The sequence below is a fragment of the Streptomyces sp. WAC07094 genome (genome assembly GCF_036320405.1).
GTDB classification, from domain to species: Bacteria; Actinomycetota; Actinomycetes; order Streptomycetales; family Streptomycetaceae; genus Streptomyces; species Streptomyces lannensis.
Map to the genome: position 1 here is coordinate 5,130,066 of NZ_JAVMJZ010000001.1, position 15,223 is coordinate 5,145,288.

A 15,223-nucleotide genomic window follows, 5' to 3' on the forward strand; every position below is an offset into this window, starting at 1 on the left:
CCTGTCAGCACGTACCGTACGGCAACACAGGTGGGACCAGGTGGGGCAGCGGGAAGGGGCAGCCGGTTTGACCACGCACGCACCGCAGGCGGCGCAGGCCGTGACGCTGCCCGCCTCTCTCGACGAGGCCGTGGCGGCGCTCGCCGCCATGCCGGCCGCCGTCCCCGTGGCGGGCGGCACCGACCTCATGGCCGCGGTCAACTCCGGTCAGCTGCGGCCCGCCGCGCTGGTCGGTCTCGGTCGCATCAGTGAGATCCGCGGCTGGCAGTACCAGGACGGCCACGCACTGCTCGGCGCCGGTCTCACCCACGCGCGCATGGGCCGTCCCGACTTCGCGGCCCTCATCCCCGCCCTCGCCGCCGCCGCGCGGGCTGCCGGGCCGCCGCACATCCGCAACGCCGGCACCCTGGGCGGCAACATCGCCTCGGCCGCCCCCACCGGGGACGCGCTTCCGGTGCTGGCGGCCCTGGAGGCCACGCTGATCATCGCGGGCACGAACGGGGCCCGCCGCGAGATCCCGGTCTCGCATCTGCTCGCCGGCATGGAGCTGCTCCGGGCCGGCGAACTCATCGGCTACGTGCGCGTACCGCTGCTGCACGCTCCGCAGGTCTTCCTGAAGGCGACCGGACGCACCGGTCCCGGGCGGGCCGTCGCGTCGGTGGCGCTCGTCCTCGACCCCGCCCGGCGCGGGGTGCGCTGCGCCGTCGGTGCCATCGCGCCGATGCCGCTGCGCCCCCTGGACGCCGAGCAGTGGGTCGCCCAGCTCATCGACTGGGACAACAACCGCACGATCGTCCCGGAGGCGCTCACCGCCTTCGGCGAGTACGTCGCGGCCGCCTGCATCCCGGATCCCGCTCCGGCGGAGGACGGCACCGTGGAGCAGTTGCCGCCCGCCGTACTGCACCTGCGGCGCACCGTCGCCGCGCTGGCCCGACGAGCACTGGGGAGGGCGCTGTCGTGACCGACGACCAGCACCGGGAGGATGGCCCTCAGGGGCGCGCCCGCGGCTCCTGGGAGCGGCTGCCGCAAGCGGACTACGACGACGGCGCCACCGCCTTCGTGCAGCTGCCCGAGGGCGGCATCGATGCGCTGCTCGCCTCCGACAGCCCGCTGGCCGCGCCCGGTCACGGTTATGTGCCCCCGCAGTTCACCGCGGCGCCGGGCGCGGCCGCGCAGCCGCAGGGCGACGAGACGTGGGGCGCGCCCGCGGAGGGCGCCGGGTGGCCCGATCCCGGCGCCGTCGGCCCGGAGGGCTCCGGCGACCGGTTCACCTACCAGCCCGGTGCGACCGGGCAGTGGAACTTCGAGGACGCCGCCCCGCAGGAGGCTCCGGCATCCGGGCACGACGTCACCGGACAGTGGTCGATCCCCGTGGCGAACGGTGATCTTCCGGACGAATCGGGCGAGTTCAGCACGTCCGCCCTCGTCGAGCAGTGGGGCGGCAGTCCGCCGGCGACCCTGCCGGGGGGCGCCGCCGCCCCCTGGGCGACGAGCGCGGCCGGACAGCCGTGGTCGGGGTCGGAGGAGACACCGGGCGGAGCCGCGCAGGCGCCCGTCAAGGCCCCTTCGGAGCCGTCCGGCGGGCCGTACGGGAACGCAGGGCCCTCCGGTGTCCCCGAGGCGCCTGAGGCGGTACAGCAGCCGTCCACGGCCGTCGAGGCGTCCGAGGCCGAACAGGCACCCGAAGCCGATCCGGAACCGGCGGCCGAGGCCGCCGGGGCGGAGGAGCCGGCCCCCGGCCCCGCCGGGGCGCACGACGAACACCCGCTGGCGTCCTACGTCCTGCGGGTCAACGGCGCCGACCGGCCCGTGACCGACGCGTGGATCGGCGAGTCACTGCTGTACGTGCTGCGCGAGCGGCTCGGCCTCGCGGGTGCCAAGGACGGCTGCTCGCAGGGCGAGTGCGGCGCCTGCAACGTCCAGGTCGACGGACGGCTCGTCGCCTCCTGCCTGGTGCCCGCCGTGACGGCGGCGGGCAGCGAGGTGCGCACGGTGGAGGGCCTCGCCGCCGACGGACAGCCCTCGGACGTGCAACGGGCGCTCGCCCGGTGCGGCGCCGTGCAGTGCGGATTCTGCGTCCCCGGGATGGCGATGACCGTGCACGACCTCCTGGAGGGCAACCCGGCGCCCACCGAGATGGAGACGCGCCAGGCCCTGTGCGGCAACCTGTGCCGCTGCTCCGCCTACCGAGGCGTGGTGGAGGCCGTCAAGGAGGTCGTCGCCGAACGCGGGGCCCACGCGCAGGCCGAGTCCGCAACCGACGGCCAGGAGCCGCGCATCCCGCACCAGGCCCGTCCGGGCGCAGGCGGTGTGCACCCCTCCGCGTTCGACGGCGCCGACCCCGACCAGCACCCGTACGGCCAGGACGGAGGCCAGGCGTGAGCAACGAAGCCGCCACCGCGACCACCGCGGCGGCCGCACCGGCCCCCGAGCCGCTGCCGCACGGCCTGGGCGCCTCCCTGCCGTCCACCGACGCCGGGGCGAAGACCGAGGGCACCTTCCCGTACGCGGCCGATCTGTGGGCCGAGGGCCTGCTGTGGGCCGCCGTGCTGCGCTCGCCGCATCCGCACGCGCGCATCCTGTCCATCGACACCAGCCACGCGCGCGAGATGCAGGGCGTGCGGGCCGTCGTCACCCACGAGGACATTCCCGGCGAGGCCGTCCACGGACGGGGCACGGCCGACCGGCCGGTGTTCGCCTCCGAGGTCGTACGTCACCACGGGGAGGCCATCGCGGCGGTCGCCGCAGACCACCCCGACACCGCGCGCATGGCCGCCGCCGCCGTCATCGTCGAGTACGAGGTGCTCGAGCCGGTGACCGATCCCGAACAGGCCTTCGACTCCGAGCCGCTGCACCCCGACGGCAACCTGATCCGCCACATCCCTTTGCGCCACGGCGACCCCGACGCGCTCGGCGAGGTCGTCGTCGAGGGCCTGTACCGCATCGGCCGCCAGGACCCCGCCCCGATCGGTGCGGAGGCGGGTCTGGCCGTGCCCCGGCCCGACGGCGGGGTCGAGCTGTACATCGCCTCCACCGACCCGCACACCGACCGCGACCGCGCGGCCGCGGTCTACGGCCTCGAGCCCGAGCGGGTGAAGGTCGTCGTCACCGGCGTGCCCGGCGCCAGCGCGGACCGCGAGGACCAGGGCTTCCAACTGCCGCTCGGACTGCTCGCCCTGAAGACGGGGTGCCCGGTCAAGCTGACCGCGACGCGCGAGGAATCCTTCCTGGGGCACGTCCACCGCCACCCCACCCTTCTGCGCTACCGCCACCACGCGGACGCCGAGGGCAATCTGGTCAAGGTCGAGGCGCAGATCCTGCTGGACGCCGGCGCCTACGCGGACACGTCCTCGGAAGCGCTCGCCGCGGCGGTCTCCTTCGCCTGCGGCCCCTACGTCGTGCCGAACGCCTTCATCGAGGGCTGGGCCGTGCGCACCAACAACCCGCCGTCGGGCCATGTGCGCGGCGAGGGCGCGATGCAGGTGTGCGCCGCCTACGAGGCCCAGATGGACAAGCTGGCCAAGAAGCTCGGCCTCGACCCGGCCGAACTGCGGTTGCGCAACGTCATGGCCACGGGCGACATCCTGCCCACCGGCCAGACCGTGACCTGTCCGGCACCCGTCGCCGAGCTGCTCGAGGCGGTCAGGGACCACCCGCTGCCCGCGCTCCCCAAGGACACCCCCGAGGACGAGTGGCTGCTGCCCGGCGGCCCCGAGGGCGCGGGCGAACCCGGTGCCGTGCGGCGTGGCGTCGGCTACAGCATCGGCATGGTGCACATGCTCGGCGCGGAGGGCGCGGACGAGGTCTCCACGGCCACGGTGAAGGTGCAGGACGGGGTGGCGACGGTGCTGTGCGCCGCCGTCGAGACCGGCCAGGGCTTCACCACGCTGGCCCGGCAGATCGTCCAGGAGACGCTCGGTATCGACGAGGTGCACGTGGCACCGGTCGACACGGACCAGCCGTCGGCAGGCGCCGGCTGCCGGGGCCGCCACACCTGGGTGTCCGGCGGCGCCGTGGAGCGTGCCGCCAAGATGGTCCGCACCCAGCTGCTGCAGCCCCTGGCGCACAAGTTCGGCATGTCGACCGAACTGCTCCAGATCACCGACGGCAAGATCACCTCGTACGACGGGGTGCTGTCGACCACCGTCACGGAGGCGATGGACGGCAAGGAGCTGTGGGCCACGGCGCAGTGCCGCCCGCATCCGACGGAGCCGCTGAACGAGACCGGCCAGGGCGACGCCTTCGTGGGGCTCGCGTTCTGCGCGATCCGTGCCGTGGTGGACGTGGACATCGAGATCGGCTCGGTGCGGGTCGTGGAACTGGCCCTCGCCCAGGACGTCGGCCGGGTGCTGAACCCCGCGCAGCTCGCCGCGCGCGTGGAGGCGGGCGTCACCCAGGGTGTGGGCATCGCGCTCACCGAGAACCTGCGCACGGCCCGCGGACTGGTCCGCCACCCCGACCTGACGGGCTACTCCCTGCCGACGGCGCTGGACGCGCCCGACATCCGGATCGTCAAGCTCGTCGAGGAACGGGACGTGGTCGCGCCCTTCGGTGCGAAGTCGGTCAGCGCGGTGCCGGTGGTCACCTCCCCGGCGGCCATCGCGTCCGCGGTGCGGGCGGCGACCGGCCGCCCGGTCAACCGCCTGCCGATCCGGCCGCAGGCTGCCGTGGTGACGGGGCAGTGAGCACCGGAGAGGGCGCGGACGACCCGGGCCCCGCTGCCCCGTCGTCGGACCAGGAGCAGCGCTACGAGCCCGCGCCCGCGATCGGGAAGCTCCTGGGCTGGGTCCTCCTCTTCGTGCTGGCCGCGATCGTCGTCGTGCTGGGCGGCGTGTACTTCACCTGACGGATCGCGGCCGGGCCGGTGGACGGTCCTCGGTGTGGTTCTTGTCACGAGTCCGTGGTGAACGGCGTGGACGCGCCGCAAATCCGGCGGCGTTGTCAGTGCGGCGGCGTATGGTTTTCGGCGTCGGGGGAGAGGCGCTCCAAGAAGATCGACCACGCGAGCGCTCCGGGAACGAAGTACGCGGGGGAACCATGGACTTGAGCGACGTCGGCAGCGTGATCACGCTGGCCGGGACGGACCTCGATCCGTACGTCACGCACGCGGGGACGCGGCGTCTGCTGACGGGGGCGGGAGTGCCTTCCGGCGGCTCCCTGCTGGGGTTCGGGCCGCTGTGCGAGCGGCCCGCGCTGCGGCGGGTGGCCGAGCTGGTGGACGACGCGGAGAAGCTCGCCGAGGAGCTGCGCGACCAGCTGGTCATAGGGGCGCTGCGGACCGTCGACCGCGACCTGGAGTCCCTCGTGCTGAACGGCGCCACGGGCGAGGTCTCCACGACATACGTCCACCCGCGCCATCCCGGCCTGATGGGCCTGTCGCCGCTCGCCCCCTCGCTGGAGGTGCTGCTGCGGTTCGCCGCGGTCACCGACGAACTGGTCACCTCCCGGGGCCGGTTCGCCTCGCACGGGTACGGAGCCAAGGCGGTGGCGCAGGCCTCCGAGCGGCTGGCGTCGGTGTTCGCCGAGGATGCGGGGGACGACCCCGCGCCGTACTGGCGGATGGCCGCGCTGATCCGTCCACTGGCCCGGATCGCCCGCCCCGGTACGGGACTTGCGCTCGACCTGCCCTCGCGGCTGCTGGACGAGGAGTTCGGCTCCGCCTCGATCGTGCGTTTCGAGGACGTCGACTTCCCCGGAAAGCTCACGCACGAGCCGACCCGCCGCTTCCTGCGTGAGGTGGGCCTGCCGGAGAACGGCTACTGGTACGAACTCGACACGGACGTGCCGCTGCCGACCCTGGCCGAGTACTACGCGGACGAGGACCGCGGCCCCGCGGACGAACTCCCGCCCGAGGCCGACCGGTTGATACGTCTCGGTTATCTCCTGGAGGACACGAGCCTGGTGCTGGACGGCTCCACCGGAGCGGTGCTGTGCTGGAGCGAGCCCGACGCCACGCTGCGCCCGCTCAACGCGGACATCTCCACCCTGGCCTTCACGGTCTGGCTGGTGCACCGTGAGAAGGCGCTGGACGCGGAGCACGATCTGACGGACGCCTACGAGCAGCTGGCCGCGACGATGGCCGAGACCCTCGCCGCGGTCGACCCGATCGCCTGCGACCCGACCCCGAGGACGCCGCAGGACGACGGCTGGCGCTACTGGCCCGAGGCCTTCGAGGACCAGGCGGGCGGCGGACTGTACGCCTAGGGTCCGTCGTTCGGACCGAACCGGCGCCGGGGCGCGGTCGCTCGGCCGACCCGAGCCGGACGACGGCTCGGACCCCGGTGCGACCGCGTCGGCATGAGTCGCCCGCCCCCGCAGCAGGCGGTGCGGGGGCGAGGACGTCGCCCGGTCAGATGGTGGTCAGGGCACACTGTCCGCGGTCGGCCGTCGCCGGGCCGGCGGCGGAGGGCCGGATCTCGAAGTCGAACATCGCGGTGGGGACGTACAGCGAGCAGCACGCGTTGGGGACGTCGACGATGCCGCTGATGCGTCCCTCGACGGGCGCGGAGCCGAGCAGCAGGTACGCCTGCTCCCCGCTGTAGCCGAACCTCTTGAAGTACTCGACCGCGTTGAGACAGGCGCGGCGGTAGGCCAGCGTCGCGTCCAGGTAGTAGTTCGTGCCGGTGTCGTGGTCGACGGAGATTCCGATGAAGGTGAGGAACTCCGTGTACCGCGGCTCGACGTTGCCCGGGATGAACACCGGGTTGGTCGAGATGCCGTACTTCTCCATGCCGCCCTTGATCAGGTCGACGTGGAAGTCGATGAAGCCGCCCATCTCGATGGCGCCGCAGAAGGTGATCTCTCCGTCCCCCTGACTGAAGTGCAGATCGCCTCCCGAGAGCTTGGCGTCCTTGACGTGCACGGGGAAGAACACCCGCGAACCGCGCGTGAAGTTCTTGATGTCCTGGTTGCCGCCGTTCTCACGGGCCGGAACCGTACGGGCGCCCTCCGCGGCGATGCGCGCGGCGAGGTCGCCGGTGGCCGTGCCGGCGAGCGCGTTGGTGCCTTCCGGCGGCAGCGCGAGGGGCGGGACCCGGTTCGGGTCGGCGTCGATCAGCGCCTTCTCACGTGTGTTCCATCGGGCGAGCATCTCGGACGACGGCGCCGTTCCGAACAGCCCGGGGTGGGTGATCCCGGTGAAGCGGATACCGGGCAGATGACGGGACGTGGCCTGCTGCCCGTGGAAGTCCCAGATCGCCTTGTAGGCGTCCGGGTAGTAGTCGGTCAGGAAGCCGCCACCGTTGGCCTTGGCGAAGATGCCGGTGTAGCCCCAGTTCTGGCCCGCCGCATCCCCGGTCTGCTGCGGCACGGGGCCGAGGTCGAGGATGTCGACGACGAGCAGGTCGCCGGGTTCGGCGCCCTCCACGCCGATCGGGCCGCTGAGCATGTGAGGGATGGTCAGGTCGATGTCGCGCACATCGTCTGCGGTGTCGTTGTTGCCGATCTGGCAGTCGGTCCAGTCGCGGCACTCCATGCGGAACTCCGCTCCCGGCTTCACCATGGCGACGTTGGGGATGTCCGGGTGCCACCTGTTGTGTCCGGGCACGTCCTGGTCACGCATCGACTTGCTCTGGTCCACACTGAATACGACTTCGGGCATGACAGCCTCTCATTTCAGATCAGGTCAGGACGGTGTGCCCGTACCTCCGGTCGATCCGGCCGGAACCGGTTGCCGTGATTTCCTGGTGAGCGGCCACAGCGCCGCGAACACGACGATGCCGAAGGCCCCGAGGGCGATGGCGATCTCCGTGGTGTGCTTCCAGTAACCGGAAAGCAGCAGCGCCGCGGGAATGACTCCGGTGACCCAGCCCTCGATCGCCGTCACCCAGCCGACATAGTCGGACAGCGGAACTTTCCTGAGCCCGAGCAGCAGGAAGAACAGGAACCAGAGGAAGGCCCAGTAGAGCCAGATGACTCCGAACGGATAGTCCTTGAGCAGGTGGAAATTGGCGAACGAATACCCGAGGGCGACGATCGCGACGAAGAGGGAGTAGTAGCCGACGCAGATGTTGTCGATGTCCGCGAGCAGGACGATGCCCACGTAAAGGTATGTGAATCCGAACAGGTAGATCCCGGACGCCGCCAGGATCTTCATCTGGTCGTCGCCGGCCGTGAAGATGAGATAGGTCGGTGTCAGTACCTGCAGTGCCCCCACGAAGAGGTTGAAGACCGCCGCGGACTTGGGGTCGACCCTCCCGAGCAGCAACAGCCCGTTCATGAACAGCACCGCGCCGACAAAGAGCAGCCCCACGTTGCTCACGGGGACGCACCTCCTCGGTCCGCGCGGGGCGGGATCGCCCGCAACCCGCCCTCAGGGTCGCGGCAACCGCGACAACGCGGGGTGCGGACGCCGGACCGGCGCTCGGCCCGGCGGCACTTCGGACACGACTTCCGGAGCCTCGCGGGACTGCTCCTGCCGGTCGTGCAGGGCGGCGACCGGGTGCGGGGTCGTCGCGAGACCGGGCGAGGAGAACACACGCCGTGCGGTGCCCGAGCACGCAGGGCAGCCGTGAACAGGGGGCGCAGTCCCGATCGCCATTTTCACGTCGAAGGGCCCGCAACGGCTGCAAAGATATTCGTAGGTTGCCATCATCACTCCGCATGTCGGCGGACGCCGGTCAACCCGAGGGCGTGGCCGGCATTCACCCGCGCCCACATCCCAGTGTCGCTCTCTTTTCAAGTGGACGACTCGCTTATCCATGCGTCAAGTGGAGGGCGCAAGGGTCACTTGGGGGCATTGCGACGACCGATCGGAACCGGCCGGAAATAAAGATCACCGGTGCGGGCCGGTTCGGTTGCCGTCTGCGGGGAAAGGTCACCGGGGATCTTCGCCGTGATCGTCTTCCCTTGACCGGGTGCCGGGGTCGGGTCGGCCAACCCTATGGCGTCGAGCGCGGATACGGGTTCGGGTCTGCTGTGAGTGGACTCACGCCGAATTCGCTGGACGGTCTCGATCCGGACCCTTAAGTTCCGTAAACAGGTCATTTTTTTCTTATGCGGAGGCACCGGCGCCGCGCATGCCGTCGTGCGAGAAAAGGCGAACGCCGGAAGGGCGGATCAGTGAGCAATATGGACGCCGTATGGGTACGTGGCGTGAACGGCATTCAATTGCATCACGTGACCGACCTCCAGGACGCCGGCAGGTTTCTCGGCAACGCGGCGATGGCCCTGCGGGCCGCGCACGTGAGGACCGGCGCCGAGCGGTACTCGGGCCTGGCCGCCGAGCTGAAGAGCCTGGTGGAGCGAGTGCGCGAGCTGGAGGACGAGGCGAGGTCGACCATGCACGACCTGCACGCCACCGACCCCGAGCGCTTCGCCCGCTGCCGGGACGGTCACGAACCGTGGCCCGGCGAGATCCCGGCCGGGTTCATCCCGCGCCACACCTGCAAGGACGAGTGCCTCTACCACGACCGCGGCGTCGTCGAGGCCCTGATGCAGTGCACCTGCGGCCGCCCGCCGTGCCAGGCATGCGAGATCGGCGGCAAGCTCTGAGAAACCGGAGCGCGGGGCGGCACCCTTCCCAGGGTGCCGCCTCTTTGTCTTTCCGGGTGGGGTCGGCCCGGCGGCAGGGTGCCGTCGCTCACTCGCCGTGGCGTCCGGGCGCCGACAGGACAGGGATCCCCACCGAGTTGATCGTCGCTCAAGAGCGACAGCTCACGACAGGCCAATTTGGGGCGGGACTTCTTCGCGAACCCGCTCGGCTCGGTCAACGGCGCACCCGATACCGCAGGTGAAGCACCCGGTTGCCCTGAATCACCACGTCAGGATCCTCCAACAGGTGCTGCGCGTGGACCGACCCGAAGTAGCGCTTGCCGGACCCGAACACGACGGGTACGACGTCCATGCGCACCTCGTCGATCAGGCCGGCGGCAAGCACCTGGCCACCGACGTCGCCGGCGGCGACCTCGACGATGCGGTCACCCGCAAGCTCCCGCGCCTTGGCCACGGCTGTCCCGACGCCGTCGACGAAGTGAAACGGCGCCTCGGGGTCCCAGCCCTCGGGCTCCGGCCGGTGCGTCACGACGACCACGTGGTCGATCCCGCCCGGCGGCTTCCCGTTCCAGCCGTCCGTCAGGTCGAAGACGTGGCGGCCGACGATCGTGACTCCGATCTGGTCCCAGTACGGCCGGGTGTAGTCGTAGGACGTCTGCGACACCTTCAGCTCGCCGCTCTCGTCCAACGGGACGTCACCGCTGGACAGCCAGTCGAACAGCGGACCGGGCTGGTCATTCTCGTCCGCGACGAAGCCGTCCACCGACACCGAGCTGTACATGACCACCTTGCCCACGGGGCTCTCCTCTGCTTCGGGGTCACTGCGAACGGTGACACAAGATCGGGCCTCCGGTGAGACGGGAACTGGGACGGACGACCACAAGGGCGGTACCCGCGTGGGGTACCGCCCTTTTTTGCCCGGTCAGGCAGTCAGAGGCCGTGGCGGGGATCGAACCCGCGTAACTCGCTTTGCAGGCGAGCCCCTGAACCACTCGGGCACACGGCCGTGCTCCTGGTCGTGGAACCCATGTGACTTCCCGCGGTGGAGCCCGCCCCGGCGGGCGGGTCCCTGAACCACTCGGGTTCACGGCCAGGATCAGGTGCGGCACGGCTCACTCGTTCCGACCTGACGCATTGACCGTACGGTCGGGCGAAATGCGGGCTCAAGGGAATCGCCGGCGCTGCAACGGGACTGCCATACGCCGTTCACGAACGGCGGGTCGTACGACCAAGGTCGCACTCCGGCACCGCCTCCGGACAGGGGCCGAACCCGGCCGAGCCCCTTACCCTGACCTGCATGGCAGCCCTCGATCCCCGCGACGCCGACGTCACCGACGTGGCCCGGTCCGGTTCCCCGGACGACACCGTCGGCGTGCTGAGCCGTCCCTACCGCGCGCTGAGCATCGGCATCGTCTCCGTCGTGCTGCTCATCGCCTTCGAGGCGACGGCCGTCGGCACGGCGATGCCGGTCGCGGCGCGGGAACTGGACGGGCTGTCGCTGTACGCGTTCGCCTTCTCGGGGTATTTCACGACGAGCCTTTTCGGCATGGTGCTCGCGGGCCAGTGGTCGGACCGTGGCGGCCCGCTGGGTTCGCTGGCCTGCGGCATCGGCGCCTTCGCCGCGGGGCTGCTGCTGGCGGGCACGGCAGGGTCGATGTGGCAGTTCATTCTGGGCCGGGCCGTCCAGGGCCTCGGCGGCGGACTCGTGATCGTCGCCCTCTACGTGGTCGTGGGCCGCGCCTACCCGGAGCGGCTGCGGCCGGCCATCATGGCCGCGTTCGCGGCGGGCTGGGTGGTCCCGTCCGTGGTGGGCCCGCTGGCCTCGGGCGCGGTGACGGAACAGCTCGGCTGGCGCTGGGTCTTCCTCGGCATCCCGGTACTCGTGGTGTTCCCGCTGGCGCTCGCACTGCCCAGCATCCGGCGCTCGGCGGACGGTCCCGCCGAGCCGGCCGACGCGGCCCCCTTCGACGTCCGCCGCCTCCGCCTGGCCTTCGGCATCTCACTGGGCGCGGGACTCCTCCAGTACGCGGCCCAGGACCTGAGCCCGCTGTCCCTTCTGCCCGGTGCCGTGGGCGCCGCACTGCTGGTCCCGGCGGTTCTCGGACTGCTGCCCCGCGGCACCTACCGCGCGGCCCGCGGGCTGCCGTCCGTGGTGCTGCTGCGCGGAGTCGCGGCCGGTGCCTTCATCACGGCGGAGAGCTTCGTCCCGCTCATGCTCGTCACGCAGCGGGGACTGTCCCCGACCCTGGCCGGGTTCTCCCTCGCGGCGGGCGGTGGCACCTGGGCGCTGGGGTCCTACGTCCAGTCGAGACCACGTCTGGAGCCTCACCGGGAGCGCCTGATGACGCTCGGCATGGTCGTCGTCGCCGCCGCGATCGTCGCGGCGCCGAGTGTGCTGATCCATTCGGTCCCCGTCTGGACCGTCGCCGTCGCCTGGGGGTTCGGCTGCTTCGGCATGGGGCTGGTCATCTCCTCGACCAGCGTCCTGCTGCTTCAGCTGTCCGCCCCCGAGGAGGCCGGGGCGAACTCGGCCGCCCTGCAGATCTCCGACGGCCTCTCCAACGTCATCCTGCTCTCCGCGGTCGGCGCCGCGTTCGCCGCGCTGGGCGGCGGTTCGATCGCCCCCTCCGCGACGGAGGCGAGCGCCGCCGGTTCCCACCCGGCCGCCTTCGCCGCGGTGTTCCTGCCGATGACGGCGGTGGCGCTGGTGGGCGCGTGGGTGACGACCCGGCTGCGGGCGCGGTGACCCCGCGCGGCCGAAACCCCGTGGTCCCGATGATCTGTGACCCCTGTCGCACCCGGGCCGCAAGCGGCGGCGTCGCCCCGAGTGGCGGGTGGGTCCACCGGTAGGGTGGCCCGGTTGTCATACACAGCCGAGCCCGGCCCGACCGTCGACGACCCCCGCTGGTCCGACACGCCGGACGCGGCCCCTTCGAGCGCCGACCGAACCGGAGACCGTGACTACCACCGCCGCCAGCTCCCACTCCTCCCCTTCGCACCACCTCTCTCCCGCCTTCCCCGGCCGCGCTCCCTGGGGCACGGCCGGCAAGCTGCGCGCCTGGCAGCAGGGAGCGATGGACACGTACATCCAGGAGCAGCCGCGTGACTTCCTCGCCGTCGCCACGCCGGGCGCCGGCAAGACGACCTTCGCGCTGACGCTCGCGTCCTGGCTGCTGCACCACCACGTCGTGCAGCAGGTGACCGTCGTCGCCCCGACCGAACACCTGAAGAAGCAGTGGGCGGAGGCCGCGGCGCGCGTCGGCATCAAGCTCGACCCCGAGTACAGCGCCGGACCCCTCAGCCGGGAGTACCACGGCGTCGCCGTCACCTACGCGGGTGTCGGGGTCCGGCCCATGCTGCACCGCAACCGTGTGGAGCAGCGCAAGACCCTCGTCATCCTCGACGAGATCCACCACGCGGGAGACTCCAAGTCCTGGGGCGAGGCCTGCCTGGAGGCGTTCGAGCCGGCCACCCGCCGGCTCGCCCTGACCGGTACGCCGTTCCGCTCCGACACCAACCCCATTCCGTTCGTGGCGTACGAGGAGGGGACCGACGGGATCCGCCGGTCGGCCGCCGACTACACCTACGGATACGGGTCCGCCCTCGCCGACGGCGTCGTGCGCCCGGTCATCTTCCTCTCCTACAGCGGCAACATGCGCTGGCGCACCAAGGCGGGCGACGAGATCGCCGCCCGGCTGGGCGAGCCCATGACCAAGGACGCCGTCAGCCAGGCCTGGCGGACCGCCCTCGACCCGCGCGGCGAGTGGATGTCCAGCGTGCTGCGCGCCGCCGACCAGCGTCTGACCGAGGTCCGCAAGGCCATCCCGGACGCCGGTGCCCTCGTCATCGCCTCCGACCAGGAGTCGGCCCGCGCGTACGCGAAGCTCATCCGCGACATCACCGGGCACCGGGCGACCCTCGTCCTGTCCGACGACGCGGGCGCCTCCGACCGCATCGACGAGTTCAGCCACGGCGACGACCGCTGGATGGTCGCGGTGCGCATGGTGTCCGAGGGCGTCGACGTGCCCCGGCTCGCGGTCGGGGTGTACGCGACCACCATCTCCACCCCGCTCTTCTTCGCCCAGGCCGTCGGCCGTTTTGTGCGGTCCCGGCGTCGCGGCGAGACCGCCTCGGTGTTCCTGCCCACCGTCCCGGACCTGCTCACCTTCGCCAACGAGATGGAGGTCGAGCGCGACCACGTCCTCGACAAGCCGAAGAAGGCCGGTGAGGACGAGGACCCGTACGCCGAGTCCGAGAAGGAGATGGACGAGGCCAACCGGGAGCAGGACGAGGACACCGGTGAGCAGGACATGCTGCCGTTCGAGGCGCTGGAGTCCGACGCCGTCTTCGACCGGGTCATGTACAACGGCGCCGAGTTCGGCATGCAGGCACATCCCGGCAGCGAGGAGGAACAGGACTACCTCGGTATTCCGGGCCTTCTCGAGCCCGACCAGGTGCAGTTGCTGCTGCAGAAGCGGCAGGCACGGCAGATCGCGCACAGCCGCAAGAAGCCGGACACGGAGGCCGACCTGCTGGAACTGCCCGCCGAGCGGCGGCCCGTCGTCACCCACAAGGAACTGCTGGAACTGCGTAAACAGCTCAACACGATGGTCGGCGCGTACGTGCACCAGAGCGGCAAGCCGCACGGGGTGATCCACACCGAACTGCGCCGGGTGTGCGGAGGCCCGCCGAGCGCCGAGTGCACCGCCGGTCAGCTGCGCCAGCGCATCGCGAAGGTCCAGGAGTGGGCCACGCGCATGAAGTGAGCGCGGACACCGCCCCGATGGGCGGGCGGTGTCCGGTGAGCGGTGCGTATCGCCGCAAAACGAGGCGAGTGACTCCCCACCCCTGACCGGATTCTGGACGGAGCCTTCCGCTGAGCGGACCGGCTCGCTAATGTCCCGCTACGCACACGCCCCGTGGCAGCTCCGCCGCGGAGCGCAGCCGTGAAGCGACTGGGCCCGGGATCCGCCGGGCCGCCGGCCGATCGGCGGCCTCTGGAGCGACGTCGACGGGACTCGGCGCCGCATCCGCCGCGACCGGGCCGCCGTCTCACCACTAAGGAGTGGGCGTCGTGACCGCGGAGACCTCCCAGACGCTCGATCGGGGCCTCAGGGTCCTCAAGCTGCTCGCCGACACGGACCACGGGCTGACCGTCACCGAACTGTCCACCAAACTGGGCGTCAACCGGACCGTGGTGTACCGGTTGTTGGCCACGCTGGAGCAGCACTGCCTGGTCCGCCGTGATCTGGGCGGCCGCGCCCGGGTCGGGCTCGGTGTGCTGGGACTCGGTCGTCAGGTGCATCCGCTGGTACGGGAGGCCGCACTGCCCGCGCTGCGCGCGCTTGCCGAGGACATAGGGGCCACCGCGCACCTCACTCTGGTGGACGGGTCCGAGGCCCTGGCCGTCGCCGTGGTCGAACCGACGTGGACCGACTACCACGTGGCGTACCGGGCCGGTTTCCGCCATGCGCTCGACCGGGGCGCCGCCGGCCGGGCGATACTCGCCGCTCGTCGACAGCCGGTCGCCGACCCCGGATACACGCTCACCCACGGGGAGTTGGAGGCCGGCGCGAGCGGTGCGGCGGCGCCACTGGTCGGGGTGAGCGGGATAGAGGGCAGCGTCGGGGTCGTGATGCTCTCGGACGCGGTGCCCGACCGGGTGGGGCTACGGGTGGTGGACGCCGCCCGGGAGGTGGCCGAGGCGCTGCGCTGAGCGCCACGGCCGCCC

General features: G+C 71.6%; 12 protein-coding genes and 1 tRNA gene. 9 read left to right on the forward strand and 4 right to left on the reverse strand.

Translation table 11 applies throughout. The features are described 5' to 3' along the window. Positions 1-67: 67 nt before the first annotated feature. The 5 genes from RCR19_RS22665 to RCR19_RS22685 all read left to right on the forward strand — a co-directional run bounded on the left by RCR19_RS22665 (position 68) and on the right by RCR19_RS22685 (position 6,204). Complete coding sequence (locus RCR19_RS22665; protein ID WP_331266782.1) at positions 68-961, forward strand: FAD binding domain-containing protein; 894 nt, start codon at positions 68-70, stop codon at positions 959-961. Further along, positions 958-2,382, forward strand: a complete 1,425-nt coding sequence (locus RCR19_RS22670) for a 2Fe-2S iron-sulfur cluster-binding protein (RefSeq protein ID WP_331266783.1) — start codon at positions 958-960, stop codon at positions 2,380-2,382. The genes RCR19_RS22665 and RCR19_RS22670 overlap by 4 nt, the downstream gene beginning before the upstream one ends. Continuing rightward, a complete protein-coding gene (locus RCR19_RS22675) occupies positions 2,379-4,685 on the forward strand; it encodes a molybdopterin cofactor-binding domain-containing protein (RefSeq protein ID WP_331266784.1) in 2,307 nt (768 codons plus the stop codon). Before RCR19_RS22670 ends, RCR19_RS22675 begins: the two co-directional genes overlap by 4 nt. Beyond that, the gene (locus tag RCR19_RS22680) at positions 4,682-4,846 is read left to right on the forward strand and encodes a hypothetical protein (RefSeq protein ID WP_331266785.1); all 165 of its coding nucleotides are present in this window, start codon (positions 4,682-4,684) and stop codon (positions 4,844-4,846) included. The genes RCR19_RS22675 and RCR19_RS22680 overlap by 4 nt, the downstream gene beginning before the upstream one ends. 191 nt (positions 4,847-5,037) lie before the next feature. Next, on the forward strand, positions 5,038-6,204 hold the full coding sequence (locus RCR19_RS22685; RefSeq protein WP_331266786.1) for an SUKH-4 family immunity protein: 1,167 nt from the start codon (positions 5,038-5,040) through the stop codon (positions 6,202-6,204). A gap of 145 nt (positions 6,205-6,349) precedes the next feature. Here RCR19_RS22685 and fmdA read toward each other — a convergent pair whose 3' ends face one another. Together fmdA and RCR19_RS22695 are read right to left on the reverse strand one after the other, a co-directional pair. After that, a complete protein-coding gene (gene fmdA, locus RCR19_RS22690) occupies positions 6,350-7,600 on the reverse strand; it encodes a formamidase (protein WP_331266787.1) in 1,251 nt (416 codons plus the stop codon). A gap of 24 nt (positions 7,601-7,624) precedes the next feature. Next, entirely contained in the window at positions 7,625-8,260 is a 636-nt protein-coding gene (locus tag RCR19_RS22695) for an AmiS/UreI family transporter (RefSeq protein ID WP_331266788.1), read from the reverse strand. A gap of 809 nt (positions 8,261-9,069) precedes the next feature. Between RCR19_RS22695 and RCR19_RS22700 the strand changes: the two genes are divergently transcribed. Next, complete coding sequence (locus RCR19_RS22700; RefSeq protein ID WP_331269526.1) at positions 9,070-9,492, forward strand: hypothetical protein; 423 nt, start codon at positions 9,070-9,072, stop codon at positions 9,490-9,492. 214 nt (positions 9,493-9,706) lie between these two features. Here RCR19_RS22700 and RCR19_RS22705 read toward each other — a convergent pair whose 3' ends face one another. Beyond that, the gene (locus RCR19_RS22705) at positions 9,707-10,288 is read right to left on the reverse strand and encodes a dihydrofolate reductase family protein (RefSeq protein WP_331266789.1); all 582 of its coding nucleotides are present in this window, start codon (positions 10,286-10,288) and stop codon (positions 9,707-9,709) included. Between the two features lie 138 nt (positions 10,289-10,426). Beyond that, positions 10,427-10,498, reverse strand: a tRNA-Cys gene (locus RCR19_RS22710). A gap of 291 nt (positions 10,499-10,789) precedes the next feature. Here RCR19_RS22710 and RCR19_RS22715 point away from each other — a divergent pair. From RCR19_RS22715 to RCR19_RS22725, 3 genes are all read left to right on the forward strand, one after another. Then, a complete protein-coding gene (locus RCR19_RS22715) occupies positions 10,790-12,238 on the forward strand; it encodes an MFS transporter (protein WP_331266790.1) in 1,449 nt (482 codons plus the stop codon). A 211-nt stretch (positions 12,239-12,449) separates the two neighbouring features. After that, positions 12,450-14,258: a DEAD/DEAH box helicase gene (locus RCR19_RS22720; protein WP_331266791.1), complete on the forward strand. Its 1,809-nt coding sequence runs from the start codon at positions 12,450-12,452 to the stop codon at positions 14,256-14,258. 308 nt (positions 14,259-14,566) lie between these two features. Then, entirely contained in the window at positions 14,567-15,208 is a 642-nt protein-coding gene (locus RCR19_RS22725) for a helix-turn-helix domain-containing protein (RefSeq protein ID WP_331266792.1), read from the forward strand. Positions 15,209-15,223 lie beyond the last annotated feature (15 nt).

Coding starts and splice junctions, on each gene's coding strand:
- fmdA (WP_331266787.1), bottom strand. CDS start 7,600: ATGCCCGAAGTCGTATTCAGTGTGGACCAGAGCAAGTCGATGCGTGAC.
- RCR19_RS22700 (WP_331269526.1), top strand. CDS start 9,070: ATGGACGCCGTATGGGTACGTGGCGTGAACGGCATTCAATTGCATCAC.
- RCR19_RS22715 (WP_331266790.1), top strand. CDS start 10,790: ATGGCAGCCCTCGATCCCCGCGACGCCGACGTCACCGACGTGGCCCGG.
- RCR19_RS22685 (WP_331266786.1), top strand. CDS start 5,038: ATGGACTTGAGCGACGTCGGCAGCGTGATCACGCTGGCCGGGACGGAC.